Raw genomic sequence first — 24,715 nt, forward strand, 5'->3', positions numbered from 1 at the left:
GCCAATTTATTCTTAATCGTTTAAATTGGCTCTTCATAAATTCTTCACGCCTTTGTAGCGCAGCAAGTATTTTTCAAGCTCGATCACCAAGAACAATAATAAACTGACCGCAGCAATACGCCCCCACGTAGCGGCATCCAGAGCGACGGTACCAAACAGTTGCTGCATGATGGGCAAATAAGTAAACAGCAACTGCAATATCAGCAACAAACCGACTGCCAAAAGCACGTAGCGATTACCCAGCAACCCCTGGCGCGACCATACGGATGCAATCAGATAGCGGCAATTGAACAAATAGACGATTTCATACATCACCAACACATTTACAACAACGGTACGGCTCAGCTCAACGCTGGAGCCTTGCGCCAATTCCCAGAAATACAAAGTAAAACTGCCGCCGATCATCAATAGTGTGACAAAGGTGATGCGCCACACGAGCAATCCGGACAAAACAGGAGCGTGAGGATCGTGCGGCGGGCGCGTCATGACGTTCACTTCAGGGCGCTCAAACGAAAGAGAAATCGCCAGCGTCACCGTCGTCACCATATTGATCCATAAAATTTGCAGCGGCGTAATCGGCAGCGCCATTCCCAGCATAATGGCCAATATCAGCAAACCCGCCTCGCCGCCGTTAGTCGGCAGCACGTACACCATCGTTTTACGGATATTATCGTAGACCGTACGCCCCTCCTCCACGGCATGCGCGATCGACGCGAAGTTATCGTCCGCCAACACCATTTCGGCCGCCTCCTTGGCCACTTCGGTACCTTTCTGCCCCATCGCCACACCGATATCGGCGCGTTTTAGCGCCGGTGCATCGTTCACACCGTCGCCGGTCATGGCGACAATTTCGCCGTTATCTTGCAGTGCGGTAACCAGACGCAGCTTATGTCCGGGGTCCGCGCGTGCAAAAATATCCACATCCGCAACCACCTGCCGCAGCTGTGTATCGTCCATATTATCCAGCTCGATTCCCGTCACCACACGCCGGCCATCGCCAATACCGAGGCTGGCGCCGATCGCACCGGCAGTGATGCGATGATCCCCGGTTATCATCTTGACGCGAATACCCGCACTATGGCATTGCCGCACTGCAGCGATAGCTTCGTCACGTGGCGGATCCATAATGCCAACCAGCCCAAGCAAGGTGAATCCGCTTTCCACATCGGCGCATGTCACGGTTTGTTGTTTTACCGGCATCACGCGGCTTGCAATAGCAAGAACACGCTGCCCGTTCTCGCTGGCCTGACGTATTCTAGCGTGCCAGAAATCAAGCTGCAGCTGGCGATCCTCCCCTCGGCTGCGTTGCTGGTTGCACATCGTCAGCACTTTCTCCGGCGCGCCTTTGACATAAATGAGACCATGTCCGGCAGGATCATGATGCAATGTCGCCATAAAGCGATGTTCCGACTCGAAGGGAATGACGTCTACGCGCGGCAGCGTTTCGTGCTCCCGGCCGGGATCAAGTGCCGCCTTCATGGCCAATGTCACCAGCGCGGCTTCGGTAGGATCGCCGTGAATTTCCCAGGCATCGCCGCACTGACGCAACGCCGCATCATTGCACAGCAACCCGGCGCGGCAAAGTTCCTGCAAATCGGGATGGCCGGCAACCTGAATATGTTCCTCATGCCGGCTGAAACCGCCATTCGGCGCATAACCCGCGCCGCTTACCTGCCATTGATCGTCCGCGGTCATCACGTGCTGTACGGTCATTTCGTTGCGCGTCAGCGTGCCGGTTTTGTCGGTACAGATGATCGTCACGGCACCCAGTGTTTCCACCGCCGGAAGTCTGCGCACAATGGCGCTGCGCCGCGCCATATTCTGTACGCCGAGCGCCAATGTAATCGTCATGATGGCGGGTAATTCTTCCGGTATGGCGGCGATCGCCATACCGACCGCCGCCATAAAAATTTCATTGAGCGGATAGTCTTGCCATAAGAATCCATAGACAAAAATACCGGCCGCCAGCGATAAAACGGCCAGCGTCAGCCAGCGGGAAAAGTTTGCCATTTGCCGCAATAACGGCGAAGCCAGCTTGTCGACTTGCGCGATCATTTGGCTGATGCGGCCGATCTCGGTCTGCTGCCCGGTGGCAACCACGACACCCGATCCTTGACCGTAAACCACTAGCGTACCGGAGTAGGCCATGCAAAGCCGGTCGCCGATAACCGCCGCGACCTCGACCGCTGCAATGGATTTCTCAACCGCTTCCGATTCTCCGGTCAGCGCCGCTTCCTCGATGCGCAAGTTTTTGCAGTTGAGCAAGCGCAAATCGGCAGGCACTTTGTCGCCAGATTGCAGCAGGACAATATCGCCGGGTACCAGCTGCTCCGCCGCAAGCTGTATTCGTTGCCCATCGCGCAATGCCGTCGCATGAAGCGACAGCATGCGCCGGATCGCGTTGAGCGCTTTTTCCGCTTTACCTTCTTGCATGAAGCCGATGACGGCGTTGATCACCACCACACCCAGAATAACGCCGCTATCGACCCAATGCCCCAGAAATGCGGTCAGCGCGGATGCAATTAACAGAATATAAATCAGCATATTATGAAATTGCAGCAAAAACCGGGTAATGGCACCTCTTGATTGCGGCGGCTTTAGACGGTTCACGCCATAACGTTCGAGGCGCAGCTGCGCTTCCGTTTGCGATAATCCATCGCTTCCGGTATTCAGCGTATCCAGTACCTGCTGCGGGGATGCGTTATGCCATGTCGATGTTCGATTGGCTGCTGAATCGTGTTCATGCGGCATAAGCGTTACCTTTGATGAAATTTGTCCGATCGCATCGCACCGATCCAATAGACTGGAACCGGCAGGAATAATTTGTATTTAATTATTCAGTGCGGCTACAATGAAAACAATCTTTTTTTCACTTAACACAGCAAATGGGGCTTTCTATGAAATACTCTATCATTCTGATAGCACTGACGGGCGTATTATTTACCAGTATGACCCAAGCTTCCGGCCGAGTGCCGTTCGCGCATCAGGTAATTCCCGTACAAAATTACAGCCGCGCTACGGAACAAATTGCCATATCAGGAATGATCAGCGATGGCGGCGTGCAAGCACTGTCAGCCACCGGCTTCAAAACGGTTATTGATTTACGTACCAAGAACGAAGGAACTGCCGAAGAAAAAGGATTGGTCGACTCGGTTGGCATAGCTTATTTCAACATTCCAACGACAGTTGCCGGCATCACTAAGGAACAAGTGGCTCAATTCGCCAAAGTGATCGAATCTGCACAAACGCCGGTGCTGATTCATTGCGGATCGGGTAATCGCGCCAGTGCCATGTGGGCCAGTTATCGTATCAGCAAAGGGGTTGATCCTGAAGTAGCGATTAAGGAAGCCCGCAAAACGGGTTTGCGCCCGCCACTGGAAGAAAAACTCCGCGAAATCATGCTGAACTGAACAGTGCGGTACCTGCCAGGACACCCGGAGTAATCTGCATTCTCAAAACTTTCCTAAGACTACAGCAAATTCTTGCTGTAGTTTCGAGTCCGCAAATAAATTAACAAGCGAAAATACGCTCGATCAAAGCTCCAAGTAGAACACCGGGCGACAAACAGTAACGCAATCGCACCAGTACCGTACCATCAGCAAAACTTCCGCTTACGGCACATGTAACGACACGTCTGGGGCTTCACTCGATTGAATGATTACGAATGATCTTTGCAGTACAAACTAAACAAAGTCTCCATAATTTTAGTGGCTTCCATACTTGCCAAACTGTAATAGATATATTTCCCCCTGCGCTCCGTCGCTACCAGACTTTCTTCGCGCAGCACGGTCAGTTGTTGCGATAATGTGGGTTGATGAATACTCAGCAGCTCTTCCAATTCTCCTACATTGCGCGTTCCTTTGCTAAGTTCACACAAAATGAGCAACCGGTCCTCGTTAGCCAATATTTTTAGCAGAGCACAGGCTTCCGATGCAGATGCATGCAGTGCTGCAATATCGGGTAAGACTAATTCTGTTTTCATAATTTCTTCTTGTTTAATATTAACATCTCTTAATAAATTCATGACATAAAACAAAAATTGATCGGATGACAAGAATTTTAATTTATTTTTGGGAAATCAACTATGATCTTGTGTGATTTGATAGATCCCCATACCCGCTAACATGGCAACGAGAAATATCACCGCATCGTTGCTGCCCGTCCCGATCAGCACCAAGGCTGGTCCGGGACAGATGCCCGCGATTCCCCAGCCGATTCCAAACATAAAACTTCCCACCAGCAAGCGGCTATCAATTTTGGTAACAGCGGGTATTTGCATTGATGAACCCAGAAAGGATTGTTTGCGCTTTTTTGCCAACGCAAAAGCGATCGAACCAGCAGCCACAGCTCCACCCATCACCCAGAACAGTGCGGCATCCCAATCCCCCGTGATATCCAGGAATGCCAGGACCACTGCCGGATTAACCATGCCTGACCCGATGAGCCCCAAGCCGAACACAACCCCTGCAAGCAAAGACATCAAGCTCAGCATTTTTGTTCTCCACCCATTAACTGGTTCAAATTAAAATACATGCCGCATCAGATATACTGTCGCGAAACCGGTCAGCATGAATACCGCAGTTGCCGCAATCGAACGCGGTGAACGCCTTGATATACCGCAAACCCCATGACCACTGGTGCATCCCGAACCGAGCCGAGTGCCATATCCCACTAATAAACCTGCCAGCACCAGCATTGCATGACTTGTTTCAATTTGTATCGGTGGCAAAATAAAAAAATATTTCCAGACAACAACCGATAATATCAATCCGCAAATAAACGCAACACGCCAGCTGATGTCGCCTTTTTGCATCCGGTATAATCCGCCCACGATACCCGATACGCCTGCAATCCGGCCGTTGAATAGTAATAGCAAAGCGACCGCTATTCCTATCGTTACCCCGCCAGCTGCCGCATGCCAAGGTATTAAATCGTCATTGATCGACATACCATCTCCTTTCGATATCCCATACAATTCACTATATACAATATGATATATTATATATGCAGATTGTCAGAATTTTCTTAATAATATAACAGGAGGAGAACAAAATGAAACCCGATATTCAAGCGTTTTATGACCCAGCAACTTGGACTATCAGTTATGTTGTTTTTGATGAACCGGGCGGAAGTTGTGCCATCATAGACCCAGTTCTGGATTACGATTCCAAAGCTGGCCGGATCCGCACGCATTCGGCTGACAAGCTGATCGCTTTCGTTCGCGAGCAGCGATTATCGGTTGAATGGATACTGGAAACGCATGCGCATGCCGATCATTTATCCTCCGCTGACTATCTTAAAAATCAACTGGGTGGGAAGACGGGTATCGGAGATCGTATTCCTGCAGTACAAGAGACTTTCAAGAAAATCTTCAATCTTGGCGAAGAATTCATTCCCGATGGTCATCATTTCGATCACTTATTTTCTGACGGCGAAGCGTTTCGGGTAGGAAAGTTGACGGCCAAAGCCATCACGGTATCAGGCCACACACCCGCTGACCTGGCTTATCAGTTTGACGATGCCATCTTTGTCGGTGATACGCTTTTCATGCCGGACATCGGCACTGCACGCGCCGACTTTCCAGGTGGGGATGCGCATCAGTTATTCAAATCCATCCGGAAATTACTCGCGTTTCCGGCAACAACCCGGCTATATATGTGTCACGATTATCCGCCCGCTTCACGTGCGGCCGAATGGAAAAGCACCGTAGCCGAACAACACGTTCAGAATATTCATATTCATGACGGCATCAATGAAAACGATTTCGTCGCCATGCGCAACAAGCGCGATGCGACATTGGACATGCCCAACTTACTGCTTCCTTCATTACAGGTGAATATCAGGGCGGGCCAATTGCCACCGCCTGAGGCAAACGGTATTGTTTATTTCAAGATGCCCATCAATTTACTTTAGGGAAGCTCTGAAAAACTACTGCATTCAGTCATGCTGCGTTGAAATCAGGTCCAAAATGCTCTTTATCGCTCGTTGATTGCGCTTTTCCGCCTGACTTCATCTTATCTGGCTGTCGCTCGCTACCTTTTTCAGAGTTTTCTTAGGGTTGAGTGAATCGTGTTCGCGCCATAGAAAAATGGGTGCTCTATAAATATGATCTATACGTGCACCGTGACAAAATTTCCATATTGCTGATCAAATTTCACGGCAATAAAACGTGTTCCTACCGAGAATCCTTTATCTTCATAGCGCCTATGAGTTACTTCCGCAACCGCCTGAAAATTAGGCGCATCGATTTTTATTATGTCAGCGGCATCCAATAGCTCATCGGTCATAAAACGCAGTCCTGCGGGGGAAAGATCCTGGCAAAAGCCTTGACAGGGCTTTCCCGGCCAAAACAGATAAAACATAAATCTGCCGCTCATGCTGATCCGCCTCATCGTCCGCTGCGTTGCCGGATTCTCTTGGTGCAATAACGATAATGGACTACCGCATTCAAGGCAGCTCTCACTTTGATATAGATTAGCTTGCGGCACGTTGGGTGTTTTGCAAAACGAGCAATAGCGTGTAATGACCGGACGATAATGCTTGATGGTCATCGGCACTGTATTGTTTTCCGCGACAGCAAGCTTAGTCAGATCGGTATTACGCTGGGTCGTTTTCCGCGCCGCACGAAATAAACTGCCCGCAAATATCGCATCATACTGTTCGCGCATCGCGGGATTGGACAGAATCCGGTAGGCCTCATCGAGTACTGTCGTATTTTGAAGAATAGAGCTTTTTTTTAATGTCAGGTAGCTCGCTTTAATTGTAGCCACTGGTGCATCAGGCTGAACTTGAAGTATGCGGTAATAATTTCGTTGATTAAACCCAGCCGACTGTTTATTTTTCTCCCTTTCGATCTCGAAATTCGCATTTGTCCCCAATGCGCCCTGACTCAGAGCTCTGATGTGATAGCGCTTCAATAATTCACGGTCATAAGTAGCACGCCTGAGCGGATCCCGCAGCGTGTTATAAGCAATATTGAGTAAACTGACATTCCAATCTGGGCCATTTAAATCGGCCCGGCTGTCGAGTTTCTGCATCAACACCCGATAGCTCTCCGTTATCACCGCCATCGGTGCATCCGGTTGCACGTGAAGAATTCGATAGAAATTGCGCCGTTCGATCATGATTGTAATATCAAAGTGCTATAACGATGATTAGCAATACACTGCCCTGAGCCTCTTTTCATTTTACATGTCAATAGCTTGTAACGAATCAGACAATGAGTTCGCAGTATACACCGATCAATTCTTGTCACCAACATAGCTTCAAACATCGGTAATGAATTGAATTCACCACCAATGAGCGTTTCATTATCAGAAACCACTGAAATAATATTTCTGTTTTCTTCTTGCATTTCATCAAGAAATTATTATAATGAGAATAATTCTCATTTCGTTAATTTCTTAATACCAATGAATACACTAAACCAAGCACATACAATAATTGGAAGTTCGACCAAGTCCGGCATTCCGGATGCCAACATGCGAATAGACAGCAATGCCTTATTCAAGAATGGCGACGTAGTATTAATCCTGCATAGAGGTGAACAGTATTCACTGCGCCGTACGCGGAACGGCAAGTTGATTCTCAACAAATAGTGGATAAAAGATGCATATCATGTATATTTGTGCCTGTAAGTCTTGAGCGATCTGGCTATTCGTGAATCATTGCGAAGCTTAAGGCCGAAAGATATTTAATCTGGAGTAATGCCGGAAAACTTTTCTGATCGAATACTGAGTTGAATAAATAACGTACATTATTTGATAACAGAACAGCACCTTCTTACAAATCCGATTACATGATTACATACTCATCTTAGGAGCCACAAATGAAAGGTAACGTAGAGATTATTCGCTGGCTGAATCAGCAACTGCAGCTTGAGCTAACCGCAATTAATCAGTATTTTCTTCATGCGCGTATGTATAAAAACTGGGGATTCAGCAGTCTGGGGAAACACGAATTCGAGGAATCATGCGAAGAAATGAAGCATGCCGATGCGCTGATCGAGCGGATCTTGTTACTGGAAGGACTGCCGAATCTGCAAGATCTTGGCAAGTTAATGATTGGAGAGACCGCGGAAGAATGCGTCGCGTGCGATTTAAAACTCGAATTCATTTCGCGCGACACGCTGCTTGCAGCAATAGCAGCTTGCGAAGCTGCACAAGATTATGTATCGCGGGAAATTTTTGAACGGATTCTGGAAGATACCGAAGAACATATTGATTGGCTGGAAACCCAGCTCGATGTCATACAAAAAATCGGCATTCATAACTGGTTACAAAGTCAGATTTAGTTTTCTCTGCCGCTGAAGTTTACCTCTTCCTTCTTCAGCGGCATCTTCAGCCAGCCAGCCTGCCTCCAGGTCAGCCAGCCAATCTTTTATTAGCTGATGATTAGCAGGAGATACACTGATGAAACTTCTAAAAAAGCTGACTTTGGCCGCCCCTTCGGGTGCTATTCCCCACGACCATTTCCCTACCTCTGTATCCACCGATAACTTTTTGTGGAATTGCTGGCGCAGCATAAAAAAACTATCGCGCAGATGGAAACAGCGATTAAGTCACACTGATCGCAACACGATCCACACTTACCCATTTTCGCATAAAAACAATCAGGTTATCGATTGGGCGATTTTGGTTAAAGCATCATCTTCAACAGAAATTGACTGCAGAAACAAGCAAACCGGCAGTCAAAACTTCACCGCCCACTCATTGTCCGGACAATCGGTTTTATGTGTTGGCGGCCGGATTAAGCTTTACCCGCAATACGATCAATCAGTAAAAAATTGTGGCGGATGTTTCATCGCATTTCATGGTAATCCGCGCGATAATTTAGAAGACTTGCCTCAATTTCTAAAACAAGCCGACATGATTATCTGTCCGGTTGATTGTGTTAATCATGAAGCCTTTCTCACCTTGAAGTGCTATTGCAAGTATTCCGGCAAACCCTGTGTGCTGCTTGACCGGTCAGGGGTTGATACTTTTAATACAGGGATTCGTATGTTGGTTGCCATGACTGCATGAGGAACAAGTATTAACCACTGATCCCGGTTTGCACAAAACGTAAAAGAACCGTAACCAATATCCACTAAAGTTTATTTCTTTTGGGTCGTAAAAACAGCTTCATCGCTGTTATTAACTAAGCCCCTAATTAATAAAATTTACCTGGAAAAAGTTATGAAAATTCTTGTTCATTTCAAATCTGGATTCAAACAAATCTTTATCGTTCCAAAAAGCATGCTGGCTCTTGAGTTCAGGAATATGGCCAAAGAAATCGGTGGCAATATTGACAGCATTGAATTTTCATTACCACCCCGCCGGCAATCGGGTATCACTACAGCAGAGCAACGATTGGGAATAGTTCAGCTACCTGACAAACGCTAGCAGTTTAATCACGATTCCAATCGGTCAAAACGGAATATCATCATCCATATCATCAAATCCGGTGGGCGCTTTGGTTGAAGAAGACCGGTTAGAAGCCGGATTGTCTTCTTCATGATCTGGCGGCGATTCAAAACTACCACTGCCCGACCGGTTCCCAAGCATTTTCATATCACTGGCAATAATATCTGTCGTATATCGTTCCACACCGTTTTTATCGGTCCACTTACGAGTCTCCAGCCTGCCTTCGATATAAACGGAACGGCCTTTTTTCAAATACTCACCGGCAATTTCAGCCAGCTTGCGATAAAAGGTGACACGGTGCCACTCGGTTTTTTCCTGTTTTTCGCCATTCTTGTCCTTCCAGGTATCGGTCGTTGCCAATGTAATATTGGTAACCGCTTCACCATTTGACATATAACGGGTTTCCGGGTCTTTACCCAAGTTACCGATGAGTATGACTTTATTGATCGACGCCATGTATGTTTCCTCCCTCAAGCAATTTAATCACTTTTTCTTCGTCGAAACCTTTCATGTCTACTTTCAGATACGCCACACGCTCATTAACCAATACCAAGGCTTCAAACACACCGGGTATTGCCGCCAATTGGCGTGATAGTTCTTCCGACTGATCCGCATCCATTTCATTCACATGGTACATCTTGGAGCGCACCGCCGCCGGTGCTTGCATCGTAGCGGCGAGCATCAACCATACTGCCAATAACAATCCGCAAAATACATAGAGCGCAACGCTGCCATACGTTCCCATCAAATGACCGCCCGCCGCAGCACCGGCAAATGTGCCCAAAAACTGCGTACTGCTGTAAATGCCGATGGCTGTTCCTTTGGCTCCTACCGGTGCGATTTTCGAAATCAAGGACGGCAAACTGGCTTCGAGCAAATTGAAGGCGGTGAAAAAAACCAAAAGCGCTGCGGCTGTTCCCCAGATGGAATCGGAGGCCACTGCCAACAACACTTGTCCGGTTAGCAATAACGCAATCGCCGCAACAAAAACCTGTTTTAACTTAGCCTTCTTTTCGGAATAAATAATGGCTGGAACAATGAGAACAACGGATAAAATCAAAACCGGCAAATAAATCTGCCAATGATTTTCTGCAGCCATGCCTGCCTGACGCAAAGTCAGCGGCACCACCAGCCACAATGCCATCAACGCCGCATGCAAGGCAAAAATACCGTAGTTCAAGCGCAGCAGCTGGGTATTGCGCAATACATCGACAAAACTCGCCGGCGATGCCTCGGTATCGGAATGGAAGCGGCTGATCACCGGATTGGGAATAACCTTCTTAACGACGATCATGGCGAGCATGGCCAAAACACCGGTCATGGCAAAAATCCCCGGTACGCCTATCCATTGATTCAACACCGGCGCGGCAATCAGGGAAATAGCGAAAACGGTACCGATGGTCATGCCGATCGTTGCCATCGCTTTGGTACGATGTTCTTCGCGCGTCAGATCCGCTGCCAGCGCCATCACCGCCGCTGAAATCGCACCGGCGCCTTGAATGATCCGGCCCGCTATCACCCAATAAATATCGGTTGCCGCAGCCGCGATCAAGCTGCCGAGAACAAACAAAACCAACCCGAGGTAGATGACCGGCTTGCGCCCGATACGATCGGACAGCCAGCCGAAAGGAATCTGCAAAACAGCCTGAGTGAGTCCGTACGCGCCAAGTGCAATGCCGACCAGCGTATAGTTGTCACCGCCGGGCAAATCCTCAGCGTAAAAAGCAAACACCGGCAAAATGATAAACAAACCAAACATGCGCAGGCCATACACACCGGCAAGGCCGACGGTCGCGCGCAATTCCACCGGAGACATTTTTTCAGATGAAGACGAAGCAGACATGAATCAGGTTGTGATATCCCTAAAAAGTTGGGTATATTAGCAGGTTGACTGATACATAGATAGTTCATGGAATCCATAAAAATACGTGGTGCGCGGACGCACAACCTGAAAAACATCAATCTCGATCTACCGCGCAACAAGCTGGTTGTCATTACCGGTTTATCGGGATCCGGCAAATCTTCTCTGGCCTTCGATACGCTCTATGCCGAAGGTCAGCGGCGTTACGTGGAATCGCTTTCAGCGTATGCCCGGCAGTTTCTTCAACTGATGGAAAAACCGGATGTCGATTTGATCGAGGGGCTCTCCCCCGCTATCGCCATCGAGCAAAAGGCAACTTCGCACAATCCGCGCTCAACCGTTGGTACCGTCACGGAAATTCACGATTACTTGCGCCTGCTGTTCGCTCGCGTCGGCGATCCGTTTTGCCCGGAGCACAATATCATGCTGACCGCGCAAAGCGTGTCGCAAATGGTCGATCATGTGTTGCAGCTTCCAGCCGACACGCGCCTGATGATTCTGTCCCCATTGATCGTGGAGCGCAAAGGCGAGCAAACCGATTTATTCGATGAACTGCGCGCGCAAGGTTTCGTGCGCTTGCGCGTCGACGGTGAAGTGTATGAAATCGATGCTTTACCCAAACTGCAGAAAACCAAGAAACATACGATCGAAGTCGTGATCGACCGGTTGAAAGTATCTGCGGATGCCAAGCAACGGTTAGCGGAATCATTCGAAGTGGCTTTGCGCCATTCCGACGGGCGTGCGTTGGCGGTTGAAATGGATAGCGGCCACGAGCATCTCTTTTCCGCCAAATTCAGCTGCCCGGTCTGCAGCTATTCGCTCTCCGAATTGGAACCCAGATTATTTTCATTCAACAATCCGCTGGGTGCTTGCAGCAAATGCGATGGCTTGGGGCAGATCACGTTTTTCGATCCTGCGCGCGTGGTCGCTTTTCCGCATCTTTCACTGGCTGCCGGTGCGGTCAGGAATTGGGATCGGCGCAACCAATTTTACTTTCAGCTACTAACCAGCCTGGCGCAACATTATCAATTCGATCTGGAAACACCGTTCGAGAGTCTGAGTGAGCCCACCCGCACTATTATTCTGTACGGTTCGGGTAAGGAAAAGATCCATTTTTCCTATTTAACCGAAAGCGGGCGCAAACAACAGGAAACACATCCGTTTGAAGGCATCATCCCGAATCTGACGCGGCGTTATAAGGAAACCGAGTCACAAACGGTACGCGAGGAATTAGCGAAGTATCTCAATGCGCAAGTCTGCCCGGACTGCCAGGGTACCCGCCTTTGCCAGTCGGCACGTCATGTGCGCGTTGCGGGGCAGGCGATATACGAAATTAGTGCCTTTCCGTTAAAAAAAGCCAAACAATTTTTTGATCAAATCGCATTATTGGGTCACAAGCAATCGATCGCCGAGCGCATTGTCAAAGAAATTTCCAGCCGCCTGCAATTCCTTAACAATGTCGGCTTGGATTACTTGTCCTTGGATCGCTCGGCCGACACATTGTCCGGCGGTGAATCGCAACGCATCCGCCTCGCCAGCCAAATCGGCTCCGGCCTGACCGGTGTCATGTACGTTCTGGATGAACCTTCCATCGGTTTGCATCAACGCGATAACGGCCGCCTGTTGGATACGCTCAAACACCTGCGTGATTTGAGCAACAGTGTCATCGTTGTCGAGCACGACCAGGATGCCATACTACTTGCGGATTACGTCGTCGACATGGGGCCGGGTGCCGGTGAGCATGGCGGCTTCGTGGTGGCGCAAGGCAGTCCGCAAGCGATCCAAGAGAATGATAACTCCCTGACCGGTCAATACCTGTCCGGAAAATTAGCGATCAACATACCGCAGCAACGCCATGCTCCCAATCCTGAGCGGATGCTGCGCATTGAAGGCGCATCCGGGAATAATCTCAAGAATGTCACGCTCAACTTGCCGGTCGGGCTGTTTGTTTGCGTCACCGGTGTTTCCGGATCGGGAAAATCGACGCTGATCAATGAGACGCTGCATCGTGCGGTCGCCCGGCACCTTTACGCCAGCAATGCCGAACCTGCACCTTACCAGCATATCGACGGACTCGCTTTTTTCGACAAAGTAATCAACATGGATCAAAGCCCGATCGGGCGCACGCCGCGCTCCAATCCGGCTACCTACACCGGTTTGTTTACGCCGATCCGGGAATTATTCGCCGGTGTGCCGCAAGCGCGTGAACGCGGTTATGCACCCGGGCGCTTTTCTTTCAATGTCAAAGGCGGACGGTGCGAGGCTTGTCAGGGCGATGGCGTGATCAAAGTGGAAATGCATTTCCTGCCGGATATCTATGTTACTTGCGATGTTTGTCACGGCCGCCGCTATAACCGCGAGACGCTGGAAATCCAATACAAAGGCAAAAATATCAATGAAGTACTGGAAATGACCGTGGAAAACGCGCATGAATTTTTCTCGTCGGTGCCGGTAGTTGCCCGCAAATTGCAAACGCTGCTGGAAGTCGGCCTTGGCTATATTACATTGGGCCAGTCCGCGACCACATTATCGGGCGGCGAGGCGCAGCGGGTGAAACTATCGCTCGAATTATCCAAGCGCGATACCGGACGCACGTTATATATATTGGACGAACCCACGACCGGTCTGCATTTCCAGGATATCGATCTGTTGTTGAAAGTCTTGCACCGGCTACGCGACCATGGCAATACCGTGGTGGTGATCGAGCACAATCTCGACGTTATCAAAACCGCCGATTGGATTATCGACCTGGGTCCTGAAGGCGGCGACGGCGGCGGATGCATTATTGCCGAAGGCAGTCCGGAAACGATTGCCGCCAATAGCAACAGTTTTACCGGCCATTACCTGCAATCCATGCTGGCAAAATAGCACCATGAACCCGCGTGGCGTTTTGCTGGAAAGCTTCGCAGTGGCCGTGAAAGCCGCTGATCCATTGCATATCGTGCCGCAGCATCTCCCCAAACCGCCTAAAGGCCGCACACTCATTGTCGGCGCCGGCAAAGCTGCCGCTGCCATGGCGCAGGCGGTTGAAAGCAGTTGGCCTGCCGCTGCACAGCTCGATGGTCTAGTCGTCACGCGCTATGGGCATCGTTTGCCCACAAGCAAAATTAAAGTTGTTGAAGCTGGTCATCCGCTACCGGATGGCTATGGCGAGCAGGCTTCGCACGAAATTCTGACCATGATCAGGACGCTCACTCCGGATGATTTATTGCTTTGCCTATTCAGCGGCGGAGGATCCAGTCTGCTTGCTTTGCCCATCGACGGTATTTCTTTGCAAGAGCTGAGAGAAATTACACAGCAATTGCTGCGCTGCGGTGCGAGTATCCAGGAAATCAACACGGTACGCAAACATCTGTCGGCCATCCAGGGCGGCAGGCTTGCTGCAATTTGCAAAGCCCCCGTGCTGGCTTTGATCATCTCGGATGTCACCGGCGACGCCGCGACGCATATCGCTTCCGGCCCCTGCGCACCCGACCCGACCACTTTTGCCGATGCGCTCGCTGTATTGAATCACTACGATCTTAATGTACCCCCGGCAGTCAGGAAAATTCTATGTGCCGGAAGGGATGGTGTTATCAATGAAACCCCTAAACCGGGCTCCGCTATTTTTGCTCAAGTCGAAAACCGGATTATCGCCAGTGCACACGACTCATTGGTTGCAGCAGCACACTATTTTCGGAATCTCGGCATTACACCATTGATTCTCGGTGATACCGTAACCGGGGAAGCACGTGAAATCGCCAAAAGCTATGCGGCATTCGCCCGCGAGATCCGTCGCTATCCGCACTGGTTGAAAGCACCGGTGGCACTACTGTCCGGCGGCGAAACCACGGTTACCATCAAAGGTAATGGGCGCGGCGGACGCAACGCCGAGTTTTTGCTCTCGTTATTGATCGAGCTTGACGGCTTGAATGAAGTCTATGCATTGGCCTGCGACACGGATGGATTGGATGGCAGCGAAAACAATGCCGGTGCGCTCATTACACCGGATTCGCCAGCACGGGCGGGGAAACTGGGATTGAATGGCGCTGCGTTTCTGGACAATAACGATGCCTACACGTTTTTCCAGCAATTGAACGATTTGGTAATCACCGGTGCCACTTATACCAATGTGAATGACTACCGCGCCATTCTTATTCTTTGATCGAACATGCGCGATTGACCTTATCCGTGTTGTGATTGCGATCAACCTGTATCGACGACAAAAGCAACCCTTGCCGGTACCATCTTTCGATTACATATTCATAAAATTGCTGGTTTCCTGGAGCCTCAGAAACTAACGCCAGTTTCTTGCCGCGTTCGGTTAGCAATACATGCCCCAAATCCAGATAATTGTTACTGTCAGTCTGAAAACCTATTTTTGTCGGCTTACCACTGTAAAATAAACGCGTGTGCTTGCCGTAGCCTTTTTTGATAAATCCGTTGGCATCAAATGCGATTAAACCGGCTTCCTCGAGATGCTTTAGCGTCGATTGATTAATTCCCTGCTTTGTATAAATTTCATCCTCTAGATCAAAAATAAGAGGTAATGGGTCACCTTGAATCCATACAAATTGGCACAATGCTTCAAAAATCAAACGGTCTTCCGGGCGCAAAGCAAATTGATCCAATGCATCATGATCCGCAGCGCTTTTTCTAGAATGATTAGTTCCAGATGTAAAAAATTGAACAAGCGCTGTCAATAAATTACCCATTCTTATACCTGGTTAACGTTCTTTCATTAATTTTTATCTGTAGTTTTCGATTCCGCAACGGATAATTCTTTTTTGCCGTCTTCTTTAGTTTCTTCTACTTGCTCACCAGTCTTATCTTTTGACTTTGGAGTATCTTTCAGCTTTCGAGATTTTATCTCCTTACGGATTTCTTCCAGAAATGCAACATTATCCTTAAGCTGCTTATCACTTCGATACCATGAGAAACACGTTACCGCCCCCATGATGATCAGTATAACGCTCATCACATCGATACCATCAAAGAAGATAAATGCAACGCCGGTTGAAATAGCGAACGCACCTAAAAATGCTGTCAATAGCCATAATTTTGAGCCAGCACCCGAACCCTTACTCCTCTTGTCCCATGCTTCAAGATTATCGCGCGTACTAATCAATTCTTCATCAGTCCATTTTTTCATACTCATGACAGCATTCTCCTATAAGCATCCATCAATATTCCTTGAATTATAAATTTACTACAAGAAAAAAAGTTAATTAGAATTTTCATCTTTTACAGCAATAAAAAAGGCACCAACCGGTGCCTTTTTTACGAGATCAAAACTTTCTTAGAAGTTGTGACGCATACCTATATTATAGGTATTACTGTCTCTGAATGAAGAACCAACATTCTTATCATCGACCATTGCTCTTTGATAACCGCCAAACAAGCTTGAACGCTTGCTTAGATTATGTATCAGACCAACCGTAAAGCTGCTTACTTGGCGGCTATTTGCACCGCCGGATACACTGTGCGCATGTGTCATACCGCCTTGAGCGATGAAACTGGTATTGCCCCAATCATACTGACCACTCGCAAACCAGATATTACCGCTACCACCTAAATTCATTGCAGAATTACATTGTCCATAGCCATCCGGACTGCCGGTGGCAGGATTGCCTAACATAGCTGCATTAGAGCAAGTCGCTGCGCCGATTGCGTTCGTAATATTTTCATATTGACCTCTGAGTTTAAAGTTTTGATAACCCCATGTAGCACCACCGCGCCACACATGCTCGTTGCTCAATCCCAAAAGCTTTTGATTGGTACCAGCATTATCGCGAGAGTATCCACCAAATACACCTAAATCATGACCTTGATACTGCACTTCATATTTACCGGCAACCTGAAAATCCCACGCACCACCACGACCACCAGAATTGGCTAGAGCACCGGCATTAGTATCTGTAGTAAGATTAAGTGCATTAGTTGGATCTAATCTATTAGCATAACCAGGCATAAATAAAGCTGAAAAACTGAAACCTTCGACTTTTGGTGAATCATAACGTGCAGCGCTGTCTACAAAGCTTTGTGCTCCGGATCCCAAACCATTAGCAGATGCCGACATAGTACCGCCACTACCGGAAGCTTGGAGAGTCGTATATGCAAACGGATCAATAGTCATACCACCGGCAAAATCTTTGAACGGAGATTGCACACGACCAAATTTCAACTCACCCCAATTATCATTAGCCAATGCAATCCAGCGTTCCCGAGCGATACCTATGGCACCAGTACCGGTGCTGAAACCATACTCAATATGGGCTTTCGCTTTTAAGCCAGCACCAAGATTTTCGGTAATGTGTGCCCCCCAACGCGAACGACCCGTATTATCACCGATCATGGCTTGATTACCCTGTCCTTCTTTATCAACTGTAGCATACTCCGCCTGTACACTACCAAACAGCGTTACATTCGTTCCTTGTGCTGATGCAACCATTGGAACTGCAAGTGCGCTGGCTACTGCCAGCGAAATAAGTTTCTTCTTCATACAGAAGTTCTCCATTAATGTTAAAACGACTGGGGCCGTCCTATTTTGCTTTACAACATACAATCCGGTTGAATGCACCCCGCTTGATCGGACCTCCCAACGCGGGAAGGTTTGATTTGATTTTGCCCCAATATAGAAACATACTGCAAGAAAAACAAACAAATCTTGCTAATTAAACAATGAATATGTTGTATCCGAGCAACATATTTGTTGCTTTTCTGATGATAAGCTTCATTTTATCTTTTGATTAACCCATTCTTACTTCTCGATTTGATTAATATTACAACAAAACCATTTGCATTCTCGCCATATAGCGCATAACTGTGCTGTTTTTTTCATGTTTTTAATCATAAAATTTCAGTTATCATTTCCATTACGTTCACATTCTCATAATTTGAGCCTAGCACCTATGCAAGGTCTGACTATGTATAAACCCTTTTTATTCATTATTGTTGCATTCAATCTAATTGCTACTTCCCCAATCAGCAGAGCTGAAACATGGGTACTCCCACCTCCCGATATTGATATTTTTGGTCAAATACGAACCACACACGCAAGCAGCACGGAAACATTGCTCGATATCGCACGTCGATACGATATCGGCCAAATAGAGATTTTATTGGCCAACCCCAATGTTGATCGATGGTTGCCTGAAGATGGCGCAAAAGTTATTCTGCCAAGCCGCTATATTATTCCCCATGCCGAACGCAAAGGTTTACTTCTAAATTTACCTGAGATGAGAATTTATTATTTTCCGGAACCTAAAAAGAGTGAAAAGCCAATGGTCATCACACATCCGGTAGGTATCGGCAGAATGGATTGGGTGACCCCGTTAGGAATTTCGAAAATAGTTGAAAAAAAGAAAGATCCCACTTGGATACCTCCAAAATCTCTTCAGATGGATAGAATAGCCAATGGGGAGCAACCTTATCCCAGCATAGTGCCACCGGGTCCTACCAATCCCTTAGGGCGGCATGCCATGCGTTTGAGCATCGGTGGCGGAAGCTATCTGATACACGGGACCATCAAGCCTTTCGGTGTCGGAATGCGCGTTTCAGCAGGGTGCGTCCGCATGTACCCGGAAGACATTGAAGCACTCTTTGATAAAGTTCCAATCGGCACCCAGGTGCAAGTTGTTAATCAACCGATTAAACTCGGCTGGTTAATGGATTCTCTTTATATTGAACTTCATCCGCCACTTGAAGAAGACGAGGGGAAATATGCCAATTATAAACAGATGGTAGTAACCGCCATTAATGATTTTCTCACATTAAAAAGCAGCAAGAGAAACATCCCTACAGATTTTGAAATAGACCAGGAAACTCTCAAACAAGCAATCCTAGAGAAAAGCGGAATACCTGTTCTAATCTCTCGTGCACGCGCACAACAATTACACACACAAAACAACCACTAATCCTTCATGAACGGGAAGCTAAATTACACTACAGGGATATCCATAAAAAAACCCCTCAGAGAGGGGCTTCTTTATGGATCCAATAATTCCTTTTTTGGAATTACTTATGCATTGCTTTCTTAAACATACGATCAATTTTTGATTCCGTATCAATTGAGCGTCTGTTTGCTTCATCAGCAACGCGCAAAGCATCATTTGCTTTAGCATTAGCAGCAGCTGCTTCTGATTTAGCAGCAGCTGCATCAGCTTTAGCTGCAGCGATATCAGCGTTTACTTTATTTTGCAGTTCTTCTAACTGACCTGTGGTTGCACATCCTGTCAGTCCAATAAAAGCACCTGCAATTACTGCCAGCGTTAACATACGAACTGGATGCTGGATTTTTTCTCTCATTCCGATCTCCTCAGTTGTTTATTCTATTCAATACGCACAAAGATCCACCACTTTCACTAGCTACTGATACCTGAGTATCAACAGCGCGATGGAATCTTATCCGATTTTTCCCGCAAAATAAATGGCTTCTAAGGCAAATTTATAAAACTCTTAGTACAAAAAACCATTAAATATTTATTAAGTAACTAATAAAAAAGCCATTTCAATCAAAAACCGCAATTCAAGCAATTAACAACATTACATACTGTTACTGTCATTGTTTATTGGCTAACGAATATTCACCAATACGCCAGGCTTAATCCATTTACTAAGTTGGTCAATTTGCTCATTTGTTAGTGCAATACAACCGTTTGTCCAATTATATTGATGATGAATCTCCCGATCGCCCCGGCCAATTCCATGTATGCCGATATGACCACCCAACGGCGTATTCTGCGGAGGGGATTTTCCCATACTTTTTGCTCTCACTATCGAGAACCACGTTTCTTCGTCAATTCTGTTTTCATCTAGCGCACGTTTTGCTGTATCCAGATTCGGATAATTAAGGCCAAAAAATCGATAGTAACGGCTCTTTTCGTTAATCCAACCAATCCGGAAGCTGCCCAATGGGGTTTTGTCATCTTTTGTCATTTTCGACCAGGTAGTGCCGAAACGCCCGATTGCCACATTCTTGAACACCGACTGCACAGTATCACCCCGCATTACCGACAAAGTATGTTCCACTGTATCGACATCAATCCAAACACCATCATCCTGCGCTTGTGCCGCTTTATGCATCACTGACAAGCCGGTCAGCCCGGTCAACAAAATCATCAAATAATAGATAAAAGAACTTCGCTTGATCACTTTTCAAACTATGACTATCGATAATAAAAGTGATTAATTATGTCATAATTTCTATATCTGGAAATCCCCATTAAGTGGCTATGTGCCTTGCTATTCCTGCTTATGTAGAACAATTGACCGCCGAAAATCATGCCATCGTCAATCTTAGCGGTATCCGCAAAGAAATTTCACTGGCTCTGGTTGAAGATATTGCCCCGGGGGATTACGTCATCGTACATGTTGGTTTTGCGCTACAGAAGCTGGATCCGCTGGAAGCCGAGCACACTCTGGCAATGTTTGCCGAAATCTCTTCGCGCAATCAAGATCTATCTTGACGTAGTGATGAACACATCGCCATGAAGTACATCGATGAATTTCGCGCAGGTGCTCTAGCACAGCAAATCGCCGCCAAGATCACCGCAGAAGCAGATCCCTGCCGTCACTATCATTTCATGGAATTTTGCGGCGGTCATACCCACGCTATTTCACGTTTCGGCATCGTCGACCTGCTTCCTGGCAATGTGCGCATGATTCATGGTCCTGGTTGTCCGGTATGTGTTCTGCCTATCGGTCGTGTGCAAAACGCGATTCAATTGGCGCAAACGCCAGGCGTCATACTGTGCAGTTACGGCGATATGCTGCGCATACCGACTACGCACGGCATGAGTTTATTGAAAGCAAAAGCACAGGGCGCGGATATTCGCATGGTATACAGTAGCGCGGATGCGGTAAAAGTCGCGCAACAAAACCCGCAACGGCAGGTCGTTTTCTTTGCTATCGGATTTGAAACCACGACACCACCTACAGCCGTCGCAATCAAGCAAGCGCAAGCACTTGGCCTGAAAAATTTCTCGGTTTTTTGCAATCACGTCCTGACTCCATCGGCAATTTCTCATATCCTGCAATCACCTGAAGTGCGTGAATTCGGTTTGGTCCCCCTGGATGGTTTTATCGGCCCCGCGCATGTTTCCGTCGTGATCGGCAGCCAGCCTTATGAATATTTTTCCGAAGAGTTCCAGAAACCGGTTGTAATCGCCGGGTTTGAACCGCTTGATGTCATGCAAGCGATTTTGATGCTGATACGCCAAATCAATACAGGTCGGGCTGAAGTCGAAAACGAATTTACCCGCGCGGTTTTACCGGCAGGCAATATCAAAGCACAGGCATTGGTCGCCGAAGTCTTTGAGCTGCGGCGCACATTTGAATGGCGTGGCCTGGGATGGGTGCCTTACAGCGCACTGAAAATCAAATCACGCTACGCCGGTTTCGATGCCGAACAACGTTTCGCAATCCCGACACTTTCCATTGCCGACAACAAAGCGTGCGAATGCAGCGCCATTTTACGCGGCGTTAAGCGGCCGCAGGATTGCAAAATTTTTGGCACTGTCTGCACACCCGAAAATCCGATCGGCTCCTGCATGGTTTCTTCGGAAGGTGCTTGCGCCGCTCATTATCGCTATGGGCGCTTCCGCGAAAAAGATGATGCCGTAATGGCGGAGAATTAATGTCGCAAAAAGGCTTCATCAAACCCGGATACACGCGCGCACTCGATCTGAAAAACGGCTGCGTCGAGATGGCGCATGGCAGTGGCGGACGCGCAATGGCACAACTGATTCAGCAACTGTTTGTCACTGCATTTGATAATGAATTTTTGCGCCAGATGAATGATCAAGCGTGCTTTCCAAGCTTCAACGGTCGTATGGTGATGTCTACCGACAGCCATGTCGTCACCCCCTTATTTTTCCCCGGCGGCGATATCGGCAGCTTGGCAGTGCACGGAACCATTAACGATATCGCCATGGCCGGCGCAAAGCCCTGCTACCTGGCCGCCGGTTTCATTCTGGAAGAAGGCTTTCCGTTATCGGACCTCAAACGCATTGTCGATTCCATGGCTCAAGCGGCGCGCACGGCGCAGGTGCCGATCATCACCGGCGACACCAAAGTAGTGGAAAAAGGCAGCGGCGACGGCGTATTTATTACGACGACCGGTGTCGGCATGGTGCCGGAAGGCATTCACATTTCCGCAGAAAATGCGCGCCCGGGCGACAAGATACTGGTATCCGGCACGTTGGGAGATCATGGTGTTGCCGTTATGGCGCAGCGCGAGAACTTGTCGTTTGAAACCAGCATCGAATCGGACACCGCGGCCTTGCATGGATTGGTAGCGCAAATGATCGCAGCCACCCCCAACATCCGCGTATTGCGCGACCCCACGCGCGGCGGCATCGCCGCCACCCTGAACGAAATCGCCCAACAATCGTCGGTCGGCATGATGATTCATGAAAGTAATCTGCCGATTCGGGAACAAGTTCAAGCGGCGTGTGAGTTTCTCGGTCTGGATCCTTTGTATATCGCCAACGAAGGCAAACTCATCGCAATTTGCCCTGCGCAAGATACCGAAAACTTACTGCGCGCGATGCGCGCCCACCCGCTAGGTGAAAATGCCGCGATCATCGGTGAAATCATCGAAGATTCACATTATTTTGTGCAAATGCAAACGCGTTTCGGCGGCAAGCGTGTCGTTGACTGGCTCAGCGGTGAACAATTGCCGCGCATCTGCTAAGCCTCGCGAATTGAAAATCCTGTTTCTTACGCACAGCTTCAACAGCTTAGCGCAACGGCTGTTTGTTGAATTAACACAACGTGGACACGAGCTTTCCATCGAATTTGACATCAACGATGCGATCACTTGCGAAGCTGTCGAATTGTTCCAACCCGACCTGATTATCGCGCCATTTCTGAAACGCGCCATCCCGGAAACGGTTTGGCGCCAACATACTTGCTTTATCGTGCATCCCGGAATTGTTGGAGATCGCGGCCCTTCGGCGTTGGATTGGGCGATTATGAACAATCTGCCGGAATGGGGGGTAACCGTATTACAGGCCAATGCGGAAATGGATGCCGGCGATATCTGGGCGGCAGAAGTTTTCCCAATGCGACTGGCCAAAAAAAGCAGCCTGTACCGCCATGAAGTCGTAGAAGCGGCTACCCGCGCTGTTTTAACCGCGATCATACGATTTGAATCCGGCGTCTATAAGCCGGTACCGTTGGATTATTCACACACCGATGTTCGCGGACGCTTACATGTACCCATCCGGCAAAGCGACCGCTGCATCGATTGGCAGCATGACAACACGCGCACGATTCTGAGAAAAATCCATGCCGCCGACGGATTCCCGGGCGTTCTTGATCCGCTGTTTGGTGAGTCCTATTATCTGTTCGACGCACGCCATGAAGCAAGCTTGACCGGTAATAAGCCTGGAACCATCATAGCCAAGCGCAACAACGCCATATGCCGCGCCACAACCGATGGCGCAATCTGGATTGGTCATTTGAAACATAAACACGATACCGAACCGGCTTTTAAGCTGGCGGCCACAACCACCCTACAAAACCATTTAGCCGATGTGCCGGAAATACCGGACGATCCCTTCGCAAAAACAGGCGCGGACACTTACCGGGATATCTGGTTCGAGCAAAAAAATACGGTTGGCTATTTGCATTTTGATTTTTATAACGGTGCGATGGATACCCATCAATGCGAACGCTTGCGTGATGCTTATCTAAAAGCAATTAGCCGTGATGTGCGCGTTATCGTACTCATGGGCGGTCCGGATTTCTGGAGCAACGGCATACATTTAAATCACATCGAGCACGCCGCCAGTCCGGCTGATGAATCCTGGCACAACATCAACGCCATGAACGATCTGGTGTATGCCATCATCACCACCGATCGCCAACTCACAATCGCCGCGCTGCAAGGCAATGCTGGTGCCGGCGGCGTATTTCTATCACTGGCGGCTGATTATATTTTTGCGCGCGCAAACACCATGCTGAATCCGCATTATAAAAGCATGGGAAATCTCTACGGCTCGGAATATTGGACTTATCTGCTACCACGGCGGGTTGGTGCATCGCAAGTAAACTCATTGATACACAATCGCTTACCGGTCGGCGCACAAAAAGCCCGGGAAATCGGACTGATCGATGATTGTTTTGCTTTGAGTCCGGAAGCATTCGACAAGGAAATTACCCGTATCGCAGAAGCCTTTGCTGCGGATCCAGGTTTCTTTGCGCTGCTGCAGCAAAAGAAACAGCGGCGACTGCGGGATGAGCAACAAAAACCTTTACAAAGTTATCGAGACGAAGAACTCCGTCGCATGCAACTCAATTTCTACGGCTTTGACCCCAGCTATCATGTCGCGCGCTACCATTTCGTGCACAAAATCCCGTATGGCTGGACACCCCGTTATCTAGCCCGGCATCGTCGCCTTTAAGAAAAGAAAGCGCTGAAAAATTGCCGCACTCGGTCATACCGCGCTGAAATCAGGCTCAACAT

Annotated in this window: 25 protein-coding genes; 13 read left to right on the forward strand and 12 right to left on the reverse strand. The window is 48.4% G+C overall.

What is annotated here, in order from left to right:
- Positions 1 to 33: 33 nt before the first annotated feature.
- Positions 34 to 2,751: a cation-transporting P-type ATPase gene (locus tag HRU78_13240; protein ID QOJ24488.1), complete on the reverse strand. Its 2,718-nt coding sequence runs from the start codon at positions 2,749 to 2,751 to the stop codon at positions 34 to 36.
- Positions 2,752 to 2,897: 146 nt separating this feature from the next.
- Here HRU78_13240 and HRU78_13245 point away from each other — a divergent pair, with 146 nt between their 5' ends.
- Positions 2,898 to 3,410, forward strand: coding sequence for a protein tyrosine phosphatase family protein (locus HRU78_13245; protein QOJ24489.1), 513 nt, complete (start codon positions 2,898 to 2,900; stop codon positions 3,408 to 3,410).
- Positions 3,411 to 3,658: 248 nt separating this feature from the next.
- Here HRU78_13245 and HRU78_13250 read toward each other — a convergent pair whose 3' ends face one another.
- The 3 genes from HRU78_13250 to HRU78_13260 all read right to left on the reverse strand — a co-directional run bounded on the left by HRU78_13250 (position 3,659) and on the right by HRU78_13260 (position 4,948).
- A complete protein-coding gene (locus tag HRU78_13250; protein QOJ25058.1) occupies positions 3,659 to 3,982 on the reverse strand; it encodes a winged helix-turn-helix transcriptional regulator in 324 nt (107 codons plus the stop codon).
- Positions 3,983 to 4,078: 96 nt separating this feature from the next.
- On the reverse strand, positions 4,079 to 4,492 hold the full coding sequence (locus HRU78_13255) for a YeeE/YedE family protein (GenBank protein ID QOJ24490.1): 414 nt from the start codon (positions 4,490 to 4,492) through the stop codon (positions 4,079 to 4,081).
- Positions 4,493 to 4,522: 30 nt separating this feature from the next.
- The gene (locus HRU78_13260; protein QOJ24491.1) at positions 4,523 to 4,948 is read right to left on the reverse strand and encodes a YeeE/YedE family protein; all 426 of its coding nucleotides are present in this window, start codon (positions 4,946 to 4,948) and stop codon (positions 4,523 to 4,525) included.
- A 104-nt stretch (positions 4,949 to 5,052) separates the two neighbouring features.
- On the opposite strand from HRU78_13260, the gene HRU78_13265 reads away from it, so the two are divergent.
- Complete coding sequence (locus HRU78_13265; GenBank protein ID QOJ24492.1) at positions 5,053 to 5,913, forward strand: MBL fold metallo-hydrolase; 861 nt, start codon at positions 5,053 to 5,055, stop codon at positions 5,911 to 5,913.
- 197 nt (positions 5,914 to 6,110) lie between these two features.
- On the opposite strand, the gene HRU78_13270 is transcribed toward HRU78_13265, so the two are convergent.
- Positions 6,111 to 7,124, reverse strand: a complete 1,014-nt coding sequence (locus HRU78_13270; protein ID QOJ24493.1) for a molecular chaperone DnaJ — start codon at positions 7,122 to 7,124, stop codon at positions 6,111 to 6,113.
- Positions 7,125 to 7,412: 288 nt separating this feature from the next.
- On the opposite strand from HRU78_13270, the gene HRU78_13275 reads away from it, so the two are divergent.
- The 4 genes from HRU78_13275 (at position 7,413) to HRU78_13290 (ending at position 9,383) form a co-directional block, all read left to right on the forward strand.
- Entirely contained in the window at positions 7,413 to 7,598 is a 186-nt protein-coding gene (locus HRU78_13275; protein QOJ24494.1) for a hemin uptake protein HemP, read from the forward strand.
- Between the two features lie 230 nt (positions 7,599 to 7,828).
- Complete coding sequence (gene bfr / locus HRU78_13280; protein QOJ24495.1) at positions 7,829 to 8,293, forward strand: bacterioferritin; 465 nt, start codon at positions 7,829 to 7,831, stop codon at positions 8,291 to 8,293.
- Positions 8,294 to 8,411: 118 nt separating this feature from the next.
- Positions 8,412 to 9,023: a DUF2325 domain-containing protein gene (locus tag HRU78_13285; GenBank protein ID QOJ24496.1), complete on the forward strand. Its 612-nt coding sequence runs from the start codon at positions 8,412 to 8,414 to the stop codon at positions 9,021 to 9,023.
- A gap of 153 nt (positions 9,024 to 9,176) precedes the next feature.
- Positions 9,177 to 9,383 (forward strand): hypothetical protein, encoded by a 207-nt coding sequence (locus HRU78_13290; GenBank protein ID QOJ24497.1) that lies wholly within the window; start codon positions 9,177 to 9,179, stop codon positions 9,381 to 9,383.
- A 24-nt stretch (positions 9,384 to 9,407) separates the two neighbouring features.
- Here the strand turns inward: HRU78_13290 and ssb are convergent, their stop codons facing one another.
- Positions 9,408 to 9,860, reverse strand: a complete 453-nt coding sequence (gene ssb / locus HRU78_13295) for a single-stranded DNA-binding protein (GenBank protein QOJ24498.1) — start codon at positions 9,858 to 9,860, stop codon at positions 9,408 to 9,410.
- On the reverse strand, positions 9,844 to 11,220 hold the full coding sequence (locus HRU78_13300; GenBank protein ID QOJ25059.1) for an MFS transporter: 1,377 nt from the start codon (positions 11,218 to 11,220) through the stop codon (positions 9,844 to 9,846). The genes ssb and HRU78_13300 overlap by 17 nt, the downstream gene beginning before the upstream one ends.
- Before the next feature lie 93 nt (positions 11,221 to 11,313).
- On the opposite strand from HRU78_13300, the gene uvrA reads away from it, so the two are divergent.
- Positions 11,314 to 14,133, forward strand: coding sequence for an excinuclease ABC subunit UvrA (gene uvrA, locus HRU78_13305; protein QOJ24499.1), 2,820 nt, complete (start codon positions 11,314 to 11,316; stop codon positions 14,131 to 14,133).
- Between the two features lie 4 nt (positions 14,134 to 14,137).
- Positions 14,138 to 15,409 (forward strand): glycerate kinase, encoded by a 1,272-nt coding sequence (locus tag HRU78_13310; protein QOJ24500.1) that lies wholly within the window; start codon positions 14,138 to 14,140, stop codon positions 15,407 to 15,409.
- On the opposite strand, the gene HRU78_13315 is transcribed toward HRU78_13310, so the two are convergent.
- From HRU78_13315 to HRU78_13325, 3 genes are all read right to left on the reverse strand, one after another.
- On the reverse strand, positions 15,399 to 15,965 hold the full coding sequence (locus HRU78_13315; GenBank protein ID QOJ25060.1) for a DUF2806 domain-containing protein: 567 nt from the start codon (positions 15,963 to 15,965) through the stop codon (positions 15,399 to 15,401). The two genes, HRU78_13310 and HRU78_13315, sit on opposite strands and share 11 nt — an antisense overlap.
- A 20-nt stretch (positions 15,966 to 15,985) precedes the next feature.
- Positions 15,986 to 16,402, reverse strand: coding sequence for a hypothetical protein (locus HRU78_13320; protein ID QOJ24501.1), 417 nt, complete (start codon positions 16,400 to 16,402; stop codon positions 15,986 to 15,988).
- 141 nt (positions 16,403 to 16,543) lie between these two features.
- Positions 16,544 to 17,746 (reverse strand): porin, encoded by a 1,203-nt coding sequence (locus tag HRU78_13325; protein ID QOJ24502.1) that lies wholly within the window; start codon positions 17,744 to 17,746, stop codon positions 16,544 to 16,546.
- Positions 17,747 to 18,170: 424 nt separating this feature from the next.
- Here HRU78_13325 and HRU78_13330 point away from each other — a divergent pair, with 424 nt between their 5' ends.
- Positions 18,171 to 19,160 (forward strand): L,D-transpeptidase family protein, encoded by a 990-nt coding sequence (locus HRU78_13330; GenBank protein ID QOJ25061.1) that lies wholly within the window; start codon positions 18,171 to 18,173, stop codon positions 19,158 to 19,160.
- Positions 19,161 to 19,260: 100 nt separating this feature from the next.
- Here HRU78_13330 and HRU78_13335 read toward each other — a convergent pair whose 3' ends face one another.
- Positions 19,261 to 19,551, reverse strand: coding sequence for a hypothetical protein (locus HRU78_13335; GenBank protein QOJ24503.1), 291 nt, complete (start codon positions 19,549 to 19,551; stop codon positions 19,261 to 19,263).
- Positions 19,552 to 19,818: 267 nt separating this feature from the next.
- On the reverse strand, positions 19,819 to 20,328 hold the full coding sequence (locus tag HRU78_13340; protein QOJ25062.1) for a L,D-transpeptidase: 510 nt from the start codon (positions 20,326 to 20,328) through the stop codon (positions 19,819 to 19,821).
- Between the two features lie 149 nt (positions 20,329 to 20,477).
- On the opposite strand from HRU78_13340, the gene HRU78_13345 reads away from it, so the two are divergent.
- The 4 genes from HRU78_13345 to HRU78_13360 are packed head-to-tail and all read left to right on the forward strand — an operon-like array spanning position 20,478 to position 24,653.
- Entirely contained in the window at positions 20,478 to 20,711 is a 234-nt protein-coding gene (locus HRU78_13345) for a HypC/HybG/HupF family hydrogenase formation chaperone (GenBank protein ID QOJ24504.1), read from the forward strand.
- A 21-nt stretch (positions 20,712 to 20,732) separates the two neighbouring features.
- On the forward strand, positions 20,733 to 21,881 hold the full coding sequence (hypD, locus tag HRU78_13350) for a hydrogenase formation protein HypD (GenBank protein ID QOJ24505.1): 1,149 nt from the start codon (positions 20,733 to 20,735) through the stop codon (positions 21,879 to 21,881).
- Positions 21,881 to 22,939, forward strand: a complete 1,059-nt coding sequence (gene hypE, locus HRU78_13355; protein QOJ24506.1) for a hydrogenase expression/formation protein HypE — start codon at positions 21,881 to 21,883, stop codon at positions 22,937 to 22,939. The genes hypD and hypE overlap by 1 nt, the downstream gene beginning before the upstream one ends.
- A 10-nt stretch (positions 22,940 to 22,949) precedes the next feature.
- The gene (locus HRU78_13360; GenBank protein QOJ24507.1) at positions 22,950 to 24,653 is read left to right on the forward strand and encodes a hydrogenase maturation protein; all 1,704 of its coding nucleotides are present in this window, start codon (positions 22,950 to 22,952) and stop codon (positions 24,651 to 24,653) included.
- Positions 24,654 to 24,715 lie beyond the last annotated feature (62 nt).

This window comes from Gammaproteobacteria bacterium, assembly GCA_015709635.1.
Lineage (GTDB): Bacteria > Pseudomonadota > Gammaproteobacteria > Burkholderiales > Nitrosomonadaceae > Nitrosomonas.

What these genes read in the sequence shown, in the direction of transcription:
- HRU78_13240 (QOJ24488.1), bottom strand. Translation starts at nt 2,751, where the DNA reads ATGCCGCATGAACACGATTCAGCAGCCAATCGAACATCGACATGGCAT.
- HRU78_13245 (QOJ24489.1), top strand. Translation starts at nt 2,898, where the DNA reads ATGAAATACTCTATCATTCTGATAGCACTGACGGGCGTATTATTTACC.
- HRU78_13250 (QOJ25058.1), bottom strand. Translation starts at nt 3,982, where the DNA reads ATGAAAACAGAATTAGTCTTACCCGATATTGCAGCACTGCATGCATCT.
- HRU78_13255 (QOJ24490.1), bottom strand. Translation starts at nt 4,492, where the DNA reads ATGCTGAGCTTGATGTCTTTGCTTGCAGGGGTTGTGTTCGGCTTGGGG.
- HRU78_13260 (QOJ24491.1), bottom strand. Translation starts at nt 4,948, where the DNA reads ATGTCGATCAATGACGATTTAATACCTTGGCATGCGGCAGCTGGCGGG.
- HRU78_13265 (QOJ24492.1), top strand. Translation starts at nt 5,053, where the DNA reads ATGAAACCCGATATTCAAGCGTTTTATGACCCAGCAACTTGGACTATC.
- HRU78_13270 (QOJ24493.1), bottom strand. Translation starts at nt 7,124, where the DNA reads ATGATCGAACGGCGCAATTTCTATCGAATTCTTCACGTGCAACCGGAT.
- HRU78_13275 (QOJ24494.1), top strand. Translation starts at nt 7,413, where the DNA reads ATGAATACACTAAACCAAGCACATACAATAATTGGAAGTTCGACCAAG.
- bfr (QOJ24495.1), top strand. Translation starts at nt 7,829, where the DNA reads ATGAAAGGTAACGTAGAGATTATTCGCTGGCTGAATCAGCAACTGCAG.
- HRU78_13285 (QOJ24496.1), top strand. Translation starts at nt 8,412, where the DNA reads ATGAAACTTCTAAAAAAGCTGACTTTGGCCGCCCCTTCGGGTGCTATT.
- HRU78_13290 (QOJ24497.1), top strand. Translation starts at nt 9,177, where the DNA reads ATGAAAATTCTTGTTCATTTCAAATCTGGATTCAAACAAATCTTTATC.
- ssb (QOJ24498.1), bottom strand. Translation starts at nt 9,860, where the DNA reads ATGGCGTCGATCAATAAAGTCATACTCATCGGTAACTTGGGTAAAGAC.
- HRU78_13300 (QOJ25059.1), bottom strand. Translation starts at nt 11,220, where the DNA reads ATGTCTCCGGTGGAATTGCGCGCGACCGTCGGCCTTGCCGGTGTGTAT.
- uvrA (QOJ24499.1), top strand. Translation starts at nt 11,314, where the DNA reads ATGGAATCCATAAAAATACGTGGTGCGCGGACGCACAACCTGAAAAAC.
- HRU78_13310 (QOJ24500.1), top strand. Translation starts at nt 14,138, where the DNA reads ATGAACCCGCGTGGCGTTTTGCTGGAAAGCTTCGCAGTGGCCGTGAAA.
- HRU78_13320 (QOJ24501.1), bottom strand. Translation starts at nt 16,402, where the DNA reads ATGAGTATGAAAAAATGGACTGATGAAGAATTGATTAGTACGCGCGAT.
- HRU78_13325 (QOJ24502.1), bottom strand. Translation starts at nt 17,746, where the DNA reads ATGAAGAAGAAACTTATTTCGCTGGCAGTAGCCAGCGCACTTGCAGTT.
- HRU78_13330 (QOJ25061.1), top strand. Translation starts at nt 18,171, where the DNA reads ATGTATAAACCCTTTTTATTCATTATTGTTGCATTCAATCTAATTGCT.
- HRU78_13335 (QOJ24503.1), bottom strand. Translation starts at nt 19,551, where the DNA reads ATGAGAGAAAAAATCCAGCATCCAGTTCGTATGTTAACGCTGGCAGTA.
- HRU78_13340 (QOJ25062.1), bottom strand. Translation starts at nt 20,328, where the DNA reads ATGCATAAAGCGGCACAAGCGCAGGATGATGGTGTTTGGATTGATGTC.
- HRU78_13345 (QOJ24504.1), top strand. Translation starts at nt 20,478, where the DNA reads ATGTGCCTTGCTATTCCTGCTTATGTAGAACAATTGACCGCCGAAAAT.
- hypD (QOJ24505.1), top strand. Translation starts at nt 20,733, where the DNA reads ATGAAGTACATCGATGAATTTCGCGCAGGTGCTCTAGCACAGCAAATC.
- hypE (QOJ24506.1), top strand. Translation starts at nt 21,881, where the DNA reads ATGTCGCAAAAAGGCTTCATCAAACCCGGATACACGCGCGCACTCGAT.